General features: G+C 50.8%; 6 protein-coding genes. All 6 read right to left on the minus strand.

Annotated elements, in window-relative coordinates; genetic code table 11:
• Positions 1-231 precede the first annotated feature (231 nt).
• Positions 232-1,644 carry an efflux transporter outer membrane subunit gene (locus VFS25_RS17770; protein ID WP_326463513.1) on the minus strand — a complete coding sequence of 471 codons (1,413 nt, stop codon included), beginning with the start codon at positions 1,642-1,644 and terminating at the stop codon, positions 232-234.
• A 91-nt stretch (positions 1,645-1,735) separates the two neighbouring features.
• Complete coding sequence (locus VFS25_RS17775; RefSeq protein ID WP_326463514.1) at positions 1,736-4,915, minus strand: efflux RND transporter permease subunit; 3,180 nt, start codon at positions 4,913-4,915, stop codon at positions 1,736-1,738.
• 77 nt (positions 4,916-4,992) lie between these two features.
• On the minus strand, positions 4,993-6,171 hold the full coding sequence (locus VFS25_RS17780) for an efflux RND transporter periplasmic adaptor subunit (protein ID WP_326463515.1): 1,179 nt from the start codon (positions 6,169-6,171) through the stop codon (positions 4,993-4,995).
• A gap of 326 nt (positions 6,172-6,497) precedes the next feature.
• Positions 6,498-7,376: a helix-turn-helix domain-containing protein gene (locus tag VFS25_RS17785; protein ID WP_326463516.1), complete on the minus strand. Its 879-nt coding sequence runs from the start codon at positions 7,374-7,376 to the stop codon at positions 6,498-6,500.
• 221 nt (positions 7,377-7,597) lie between these two features.
• The gene (locus tag VFS25_RS17790) at positions 7,598-8,029 is read right to left on the minus strand and encodes a MarR family winged helix-turn-helix transcriptional regulator (RefSeq protein ID WP_326463517.1); all 432 of its coding nucleotides are present in this window, start codon (positions 8,027-8,029) and stop codon (positions 7,598-7,600) included.
• A 139-nt stretch (positions 8,030-8,168) separates the two neighbouring features.
• Positions 8,169-9,998 (minus strand): FtsX-like permease family protein (locus VFS25_RS17795; RefSeq protein ID WP_326463518.1); only part of this gene is annotated, 1,830 nt, incomplete at its 5' end.

Here is a 9,998-nt window from a genome sequence, read left to right on the forward strand (position 1 = left end):
GAACCGGGATTTTGCCGCCGGCTTTCTTCAGATTCCACCTCGCGGTGGACACCCTTGCCTTTGGCTAACGGTTCCCACTATCAAGGCCCGTAGAGGACTTGCACCTCCAAGTTTATGATCATACCGGGCGCACATAAAAAAGGGCTGTACCCGTATCTGGTACAGCCCTTACCTTCATGTGTCCTGTCTGTTGTGTCCTTTAATGTTGCTATTGTTGAATATCGTTATTCCTTACTTCCAGCCGCCGCCTAAAGAGCGGTACAGCTCTACGCTGGCGCTCAGCTGCTGGCGAACTACATCCGCCCGGGTCAGTTCGGCCTGCAGGTAGTTGCTTTGTGCGGTAATTACCTCCAGGTAGTTGGCCAGGCCGCTGCGGAACAGCATGCGGGCCTGTGAAATGGCCAGGTCCAGGGTTTGTACCTGGCTGTTGGCTATCTGGCGCTGTGATTGCAGCTTATCCAGCCGTACCAGGGCATTGCTTACCTCTCCAATGGCGTTCAGCGCCTGTTGGCGGAAGCGCAATGCTGCCTGGTCGCGCTGTATGCGGGCTACTTCCAGCTGGGTTTTCAGCTGGCGGCGTTGGAATACCGGTTGGGTTAGCCCGCCTGCTACAGTACCGAATAAGGAGTTAATGTCAAACCAGTGCGCGGCTTTATATGAATTGAGCCCGCCGCTGGCGGTGAGTGTCAGGGCCGGGTACATGCTGGCCTGGGCCACCCCTACCTGGGCATTAGCTGCTACCAGCTCCATTTCCGCGGAACGTACGTCCGGGCGGTGGCTGATCAGCTCCGCCGGTACGCCGGTGCCCAGCGCATTCCATATATGAATGTCTTCCAGGCTGGTATTACGTGTAACCGTACCAGGTAGCTTGCCGGCCAGTATCTGCAGTGCATTTTCCTGTATGGCTATCCCCTGCTCCAGCTGGGGTACCAGCAGGGCGGCGGTTTGCTGCTGCGATAATGCCTGCTGCACGGCCAGCTCAGTTACATCGCCGGCAGTTTTTTGCAGGCGCATCATCTGCACAATGGAGTCGCTCAGCGCTACATTGCGTTTGGCTATCTGCAGCTGCTCATCCAGCATCAGCAGGTTGTAGTAGCTGTTGGCTACATTGGCTACCAGCTCCGTTTGCACGGCGCGGGCGCCCTCATAGCTTTGCAGGTAGCTGGCCAGCGCCGCTTCTTTCTGCCGCCTTATCTTTCCCCATACATCTATTTCCCAGGAAAGGTTGGCAGCAAGTGTGTAATCTTCAATATGATCTGTTTTCAAAAAGCTGCCCAGGCTAATCCCATTCAGGCTGTTCTTGGATGGGTAGCTGGTGCTCCCTGTGGCCTGCAGGTTCAGGGAAGGCAGCCAGGCAGCCTTGGCCTGTCTTACATAGGCCTGCGCGCTTTCAATGTTCTTCAGCGCTATCTGCAGGTCGTAGTTGCCTTTCAACGTGCTGTCTATCAGCTGCAGCAGCACGGGGTCCTGGAAAAACTGCTTCCACTCCACGCCGGCTATGCTGCTGTCCGAAGGTGCCTGTGCCTGTCCGTTGAAATGTTCCGGCAGGTCCAGGGCGGGCCGTTCATAATTACGACCCACCCGGCATGCTGCCAGCACTACAACTATCAGAAGAATTATCAGACTTAAAAATCTCTTTTGCATGAATTATATCATTATAACTTTTAAACGCATTTGCGCACGTCCCTCTGCACATTTACCTATCTGCACATCTGCACATTATTAAGCTTCCTGTTTATAAAGCCACTTCTTCTTCTTCCATCTCTTCTTCGTATACCCTTAAACCGGCGCGGCCTGTTATTTTTTCCTGCAAGAACTGGAAAATAACGTACAGCACAGGAATAATAAATACGCCCAGTATCACACCGGTAAGCATCCCTCCTATGGCGCTGTAGCCGATAGAATGGTTACCCACCGCCGATCCTTTCTGCACAAATACCAGGGGTATTAAACCTACGATAAAGGCAAACGAAGTCATTAAGATAGGACGAAGCCTTGCCCGTGACCCGGCCAGCGCCGATTCAAGCAGCCCCATACCGTTTCGCCGGCGTTGCACCGCAAACTCTACGATCAGGATGGCGTTTTTAGCCAGCAACCCTATCAGCATGATCATACCTATTTGTACATAGATATTATTATCCAGGCCGGCAAAGCTGATGAACGTAAATACGCCCAGGATGCCGGTGGGTATGGTGAGGATAACCGCAAGCGGCAGCACATAGCTTTCAAACTGGGCGGCCAGCAGGAAGTACACGAATATGATACTGAGCAGGAAGATATACGTTTGCTGATCGCCTGCTTTTATTTCTTCGCGGGTAGCGCCGGTCCATTCATAGCTGTACCCTTTGGGCAGCGCCTGTTTGGCTGTTTCTTCAATGGCCTTAATAGCATCGCCCGTACTGTAGCCCGGCTTGGGCGTACCGTTAATGGTAACGGCATTAAACAGGTTATTGCGGGTTACCGTTTCCGGGCCATATACGCGTTTTAGCGTAACCATTGATTTCACCGGCACCATCTGGTTCAGCTCATTTTTCACATAAATACCGTCAAGCGAATGAATATCGTTGCGGTAAGGCACGTCGGCCTGCGCTATTACACGATAATACTTTCCAAAGCGGTTAAAATCCGAAACGTAGCTGCTGCCATAGTATATCTGCAGTGTCTGCATCAGGTTACTAACAGATACGCCTAACTGCTTGGCTTTAAAATTATCTACCACTACCTGGTACTGGGGGTTGCCAGCGGAGAAGGTAGTAAAGGCGGCGCCGATCTCTTTTCTTTGCATCAACGCGCCTATAAAGCCCCACGCATTCATGCCTAGCTGGTCCAAAGGTCCGCCCAGCCTGTCCTGCAGCATAAACTCAAAACCGCTCACGTTACCAAAGCCCTGCACCGTGGGGAAGGTGAAGAAGAAGGCGCTGGCGTCTTTCAGCTGGCTGGCCGGCCCGTACATCATTCCCGTAACCTGGTCAATATTTTTCACGGCGCCTCTTTCGGCCTTATCTTTTAATCTTACAAAGCCTGCGGCGTAAGGAGATGCGGCGGCATTGCTGATGAAGTTAAATCCATCCACTGTCCATATGTGCTTTACTGCCGGGTTTTGCTGCAGCATGCCGTTTAACGCTGATGTAGATTTATGCGTTCTGTCCAGCGAGCTGCCGGGAGGCGTGTTCAGCGCATATAATACAAAGCTCTGGTCTTCCGTGGGTATAAACCCGGTGGGCGCCCTTTTGGCCAGTATAAAAGCACCGATGGTTATAATTACCAGCATGCCTATGGCAATCCACTTCCGGCGGATAAGAAAGCCCAGGCTCCTTACATACCGGTGGGTCATCGCCTGGAAAGCCGTGTTAAAGGCATTAAAGAACCGGCTGCCGAATCCTGTTTTGCGGCCATGATCGTCATGCCCTTCGCCATGCTCATTTTTCAGGAACAACGCACATAAGGCGGGGCTCAGGGTCAAGGCATTCACCGCGGAAATAAGAATGGCTATGGCCAGCGTAAAGGCAAACTGCCTGTAGAATACGCCTGCGGGGCCCTGCATAAAACCAACGGGGATAAACACTGCCGCCATTACCAGGGTAATAGATATGATGGCGCCTGATATTTCGTCCATTGATTTAAGGGTGGCTTTCCTGGCCGGCCACCGGGTTTGCTCCATCTTCGCATGCACGGCTTCCACCACCACTATCGCATCATCCACCACAATACCAATGGCCAGCACCAACGCGAACAGGGTTAGCAGGTTAATGCTGAAACCAAATAGCTGCAGGAAGAAGAATGTGCCCACAATGGCCACGGGCACGGCTATAGCCGGGATTAATGTAGAACGGAAATCCTGGAGGAATACGAACACCACAAGAAACACCAGTATAAATGCGATCACCAGCGTTTCACGTACCTGGTCAATAGACGCATCCAGGAAGTCTTTGGCGTTGTACATGATTTCGGTCTTCACACCCTTGGGAAGAGAAGCCCTGAACCCAACCAGCAAATGCTCTATCTGTTCAATGATCTCGTTGGCGTTGGAGCCGGCTGTTTGAATAATGGCAAAGCCCGCAGCAGGCTTTCCGTCCAGCAGGTTATTGGCGCCGTAAGAGAACGATCCGAACTCTATGCGCGCCACGTCTTTTAAGCGCAGCATAGACCCGTCGCTGTTGGCCCTTACCACAATATTCTCATAGTCTTCATTCACGTTCAGCTTACCCTTGTACTTCAATACATATTCAAAGGTTTCTTTGCTGCTTTCACCCAGGCGGCCCGGGGCTGCTTCAATATTCTGATCTTTGATTGCATTCAGCACATCCTGCGGCGCAAGGTTGTTGGCGGCAAGCCGGTCCGGCTTTAACCAGATACGCATAGAGTAATCTTTGGCCCCGAATATCTGCGCCTGCGCTACGCCCGGCACACGTTGTATTTCGGGGATAAGATTGATCTTGATATAGTTTTGCAGAAATCTTTCATCGTATTGTTTAGCATCCTCACTATACAAACCCATAAACATGATGAAACCATTCTGTACCTTCTGCGTGCTGATACCGGCTGTTATTACTTCCGGGGGCAGCTGGCTGGTGGCTTTAGATACGCGGTTCTGCACGTTTACAGCCGCAATATCCGGGTCGGTTCCCTGCTTGAAATACACCGTTAACACCATGCTACCGTCGTTGCTGGAGTTGGAGGTCATGTACGTCATGTTCTCCACACCGTTCACCGCTTCCTCTATCGGGTTGGCCACCGAACGGGCTACCACTTCGGCGTTGGCGCCTGGGTAAGAAGCCGTAACCGTTACGCTGGGCGGCGCAATATCGGGAAACAGGGTAACCGGCAAGGCCCAGTAGGATATAATGCCCAGTAACAGCAGTATAATGGACACTACAGTAGAAAGGACCGGCCTTAATATAAATCTTCTTAACATGATAAGTTCACTTTTTAGATTGCAAGTAAAATCGATTGCCGCATGTGGTACTTTACCAGTAAAGTACCAGCCGTCACTTACAACGTTTTTGATTTAAACACGCTATCCGCCGATACGGGTTGAGGCGTAATTACAGCCCCGTCTTTCAGATTACCGGTTCCGGATAAAACAATTTTTTCACCGGGTTTCAGCCCGCTGCTTACAAAATATTGATTGGTGGTTTTGCCGGCAATGGTAATAGGTCTGCTGGCTACCTTATTGCTGTCTGCTACTGTGTATACAAACACTTTGTCCTGTATTTCAAAGGTAGCTTCCTGCGGTATGGCAATGGCGGAGTCCACCTCCTCTGCCAGCCTTATTGTGCCGGTGTTGCCGGTACGCAGTGTGCCCGTGCTGTTGGGGAAGGTTGCGCGGAAACTGATAGCGCCGGTTGTTTTATCGAACTGGCCTTCTATGGTTTCTAATTTCCCCTTTTGCTCAAACACGCTGTTGTCGGCCAGTATCAGCTCTACCGGCGGCGCTTTCCGCAGCTTCTCCTCAATGGTGTTGCCCGGGAACCTGTTTTTAAACCTGATAAAATCCGCTTCGCTCATAGAGAAGTAAGCATACATTTCATGTATGTCGGAAAGCATTGTGAGCGGCTGGTCATCATTGTTGCTTACAAGGGCGCCTATTTTATAAGGTATTCTTCCGATGTAACCGCTTACGGGCGCGGTAACCAGGGTATAGCCCACATTGATCTGCGCGCCGCCCACTGCTGCTTTAGCCTGGGCTACAGTTGCTTTGGCTGCCTCATAATTTGCTTTGGCGGTTTTCAGCTGCACGTCAGAAACCACGTTGTTGGCAACCAGCGGCGCCAGGCGGTCCACTTCAACCTGCGCGCGGTCCATGTTGGCTTGCGCGGCAAGCAGGTTTGATTTGGCGCTGTTCAGCTGTTCGGCATATACCTGCGGGTTTATTTTAAACAAAGGCTGGCCGGCTTTTACATAGGCGCCTTCATCTACAAATATTTTTTCCAGGTAACCAGATACCTGCGGACGCACTTCCACGTTCACCTTTCCTTCCAGCGAAGCAGGAAATTCCAGGTACGTAGTGGCCGGCGCGGTGGCAACCGCCATAACAGGCAGCTGCGGAGGCGGCGGAGGAGGACCGCCTGCTTGTTTTGAAGAGCAGCTATATAATAATACAGCCAGCATCAAAATGCCAAACAGGGCGAGTGGCTTGTGTGCGATCATTCTTTTCAATAATAGTTCCATTTGTTATAGTGTTATATATGTTATGACGATCGAGTACCTTTCAGCAGGACAAAAAACGGCCTGTTTACTTTTCAGTAATTAAAAGGTGGTGTGTTTTAGTGACAGTTTTCGGGTAGTAGTTTAACAGAATTGGCCAACAGTAAGTTGTGACATGGTTGCACCCGCCGGCGTATCCATATACGGATAGGCAAGTTGTTTTGTTACTGCTGTTGAAAATTTATTAACAGAACAATGCGGCAGGCATGTTTACAATCATTTTCATAAGCTTAAAAAGTCGAACAAAAGTAATACAAGTCTTCAGGTTTAATGCTTAACAAATTGCGGTATTAATTGTACTTTTCCCGGATATTCCGCTGGAACATGGCCGGGGTTTGACCCGTATGTTTTTTAAAGAAACGGTTAAAGTAGGCATCATCCTCAAAGTTAAGCCGCCAGGCTATTTCCTTTACAGTATGCTCTCCCCAGAACAGCAGCCGCTTGGCTTCCATTATGCGCTTTTCATCAATCACCTGCTTGGCGGTTCTGCCAATAGCGGCTTTCACCGTATCGTTCAGGTGCCCCGGCGTAACAAACATCATATCCGCATAGTTAGATACCTGTGTTTTGTCACGGAAATGCTGGTCCGACAGCTCATTGAACTGGCGCACCATACGGCTTTGCGCAGTATCAAGCTGCATATAGGCCACGTTATGCTGTGGCAGCCGGCCGCAAGCCATAATCAGCGCATTCAGCAGGTTGCGTATAATGCTGTCGCGCATAGGGCGCGGCGTGCTGTATTCCTTTAACATCAGCCCTGCAAAGTTCATGAGCTCCTGCATCTGCGCGGCCTTTACAGGAATGGCTCGCTTGTCGAAAATGCACGCCCAGCAGTTCAGCATCCCCTGGCATTCCGCCATCAGGAACTCTTTGTCGAAATGGATATAAACCGACTCGCAGATAGAGTCCTGCTTGTCATGCTGGTGCACCTGGTCCGGCGCCAGCAATATTACGGCCGGTGCTGCTACGGTATATTTCTCAAAGTCGATATACTGGGTCATCTGACCGGATAACAACAGCGTGATGGTAAACCCTGTGTGCCGGTGCGGATGCTCCGCGCCGCCGGCAGGCATGTTCAGCGAACGGCCAATGGTAAAGCCCTGGATCTCCGATACACCAGGCATATGGGCGCTGATATCATATACGGGTATTAACACATTGTTCTTCATCTAAATGCTTTTTTCCTGACGAATGCCGGTGGAGGATAATTAGGCAGCGTAATTAGTCAGCTACAGTTTTACAGTACAACAGTTCAGATCCATCACATAACTTCGCCACAAATTTAGAATATCCTTCCAGCAATTTTTTAAATAATTACAATAAATTACACAAGATAAGTATTTAGCCGGCTAATAATATTCAACCAGGTTGACCTTTTTATGTGTAACATTTATGACAAATTGCTTAGCACCTGCATCAACAGCCGCTTCAATAACACCCGCTCCTCCATGCTTAGGTTATCTAAGGTTTCGCGTTCCAGTACTTCCCACATCTTCTGCTCCACGCTTTCCACCGCCCTGGCGCCTTTTTCAGTCAGGTACACCCTTACGGCCCGCTGATCCGACTGGCAGCGCTCTTTCTTGAGAAAACCGTTCTTTTCCAGGCGCTCTACCGTACGGGTAACCGTTACGGCCGATACGCACATGCCGCATGTAAGCTCATTAAGGGTAATGCCCTGCTGCTGGTAGATCTGCTGCAGCAGCAGCTCCTGCCCCGCGTGCAGGTTCAGGGACGCCAGCAGCGCGTTCGCCCTGTTACGGTGCGCCTTACCGATCCTGGAGATCAGGTAACTCACAGTTTCAGACACCGGTATCTTATTCATGCGGTAAAAGTAGAAATAATTAGCCAGCTAAACAAGTGGAGGAGCCGGGAACCGGCATAGAAAGATTTTATAGAGGGCATAGAAAAACTCTATGGAGAAAATGAAGCCTTACCCAAAAGAATATAAAACGCCTCCTTCGTTATTCTGTTTTCAGGCTTTTAACAGGATCTGCCAACGCAGCCTTTACCGATTGGAAGCTGATAGTAATGACGGTAATGATAAGCGCCAGCAGGGTGGCGGCAATAAACACGCCCGGCCCTATGGTAATGCGGTACTCGTATTGCTCCAGCCAGTGCTGCAGAAAGTAAAAGGCCGGCAAAGCGGCAATACAGCAGCTGATCAGCACCAGCAGCACAAAGTCGCGGGATAGCAGCACCCACACCTGCCCCACGGAAGCGCCCAGCACTTTGCGGATGCCTATTTCTTTTGTACGTTGCTCTGCTACATAAGCAGCCAGCCCAAACAGCCCCAGGCAGGATATAATAACGGCCAGCAGCGCCAGTATGCCCGACAGCTTTCCCATCAGCATCTCCTGGTTAAACTTGTAGTTATACTCACTGTCTGCAAAGCTATAGGTGTATGGAAAAGCAGGGCAATACCTGTTAAATATGGCTGTTAACCGGTCTACCGCAGTATGCGGGTTTACGCCCGGCGCAAGGTTGTATAATATATAATCATTCGGATCTGTTTCCGGGCCGGCCATGAACATCGTAGGTTCTGCCGCCGCAAAAGGCGATGTCATAAGCGCATCCTTTACTACCCCTACCACCCGGTACTGCCGGCCATCCCAGGTAATGGCAGTATTCAGGGGGTCACGGAGCCGCAGCCTTTTTATGGCGGCTTCGTTAAAGATCACATCCAGCGAGTCCGCACCAAAATTGCCGGTAAAATCACGCCCGCTTTTCAGGGCCATGCCCACGGTTTTGAAGTAGTCGCGGCTGGTAATAATAGTACCCATTTCCACTGTTTCGCCGGCATTTTTACCCGGCCACTCATCCAGGCCGGAATGCCATTGAATTTCCGTGGGCGGACTGCTGGCGGTGGTTACAAACTGCACCAGCCCACTGCGCAGCAGCGCATCTTTCAGCGCTATATAGTTCTGCTGCAGGTCTTTGTTCAGGTCTGTTTTCATTAGCCGGCTTACATTAAACCCTGTAGGCCGGTCTTTGGCATATTGCACCTGCCGGTACACTACCAGGGTGCTGACGATAAGCGCTACAGAACAGCTGAACTGCACCACCACCAGCACTTTGCGTGAGAAGGTGGCAGACCTGCCGGATTGCGCGGCCCCTTTCAATGTTTTTACAGTGTTAAAGGCGGCAAGGTGCAGGGCAGGCCGCAAACCGGCCAGCACCCCAATTACTAAGCCACCGCCTGTTACCAGCAGCCAAAAGATAACACTGCCATATGGAATACGGATGCTGCTATTGGTAAGCGCATTAAATGCAGGCAGCAGCAGCTGCACCAGCAGCAATGCTATAATAAAAGCAATGGCCGCCAACAGTGAAGACTCTGTAAGAAACTGCGCCACCAGCGCCTGCCTGCGCGAGCCTATGGCTTTGCGGATGCCTACCTCGCGCCCTCTTTTTGCGGCGCGCGCCGTGGTAAGGTTAATAAAATTGATGCAGGCTATCAGCAGCACCAGCAGGCCTACTACGCCGAAAATGCGCACGTATTCAATAAACCCGCCGGCTTCCTTCCCATGCACATATTCACTATACAAATGCTTGTTCCTGAAAGGGAACAGCACCACATCTGAATTTTTGGCATTAACATTATCCTCACTCTTTTCAATATCTTTTATTTTGGCCAGCAGCTTTGTAAGGTCAACACCCGGCCGCAGCTTTACAAACTGCTGGTAGGCATTTTCCCCGAAATTACCGCTGCGCTGCCGTTTTACAAATTCGCGCGTTTGATCATAGTAGCTGAAAGGCACCAGGTATTTGAACCAGAAAGAAGTTTTACCCGG

It is taken from the genome of Chitinophaga sp., assembly GCF_035761305.1.
Lineage (GTDB): Bacteria > Bacteroidota > Bacteroidia > Chitinophagales > Chitinophagaceae > Chitinophaga.

Bases quoted from the DNA above. Each gene is read 5' to 3' on its own strand.
- VFS25_RS17790 (WP_326463517.1), bottom strand. From the start codon at position 8,029: ATGAATAAGATACCGGTGTCTGAAACTGTGAGTTACCTGATCTCCAGG.
- VFS25_RS17770 (WP_326463513.1), bottom strand. From the start codon at position 1,644: ATGCAAAAGAGATTTTTAAGTCTGATAATTCTTCTGATAGTTGTAGTG.
- VFS25_RS17785 (WP_326463516.1), bottom strand. From the start codon at position 7,376: ATGAAGAACAATGTGTTAATACCCGTATATGATATCAGCGCCCATATG.
- VFS25_RS17775 (WP_326463514.1), bottom strand. From the start codon at position 4,915: ATGTTAAGAAGATTTATATTAAGGCCGGTCCTTTCTACTGTAGTGTCC.
- VFS25_RS17780 (WP_326463515.1), bottom strand. From the start codon at position 6,171: ATGGAACTATTATTGAAAAGAATGATCGCACACAAGCCACTCGCCCTG.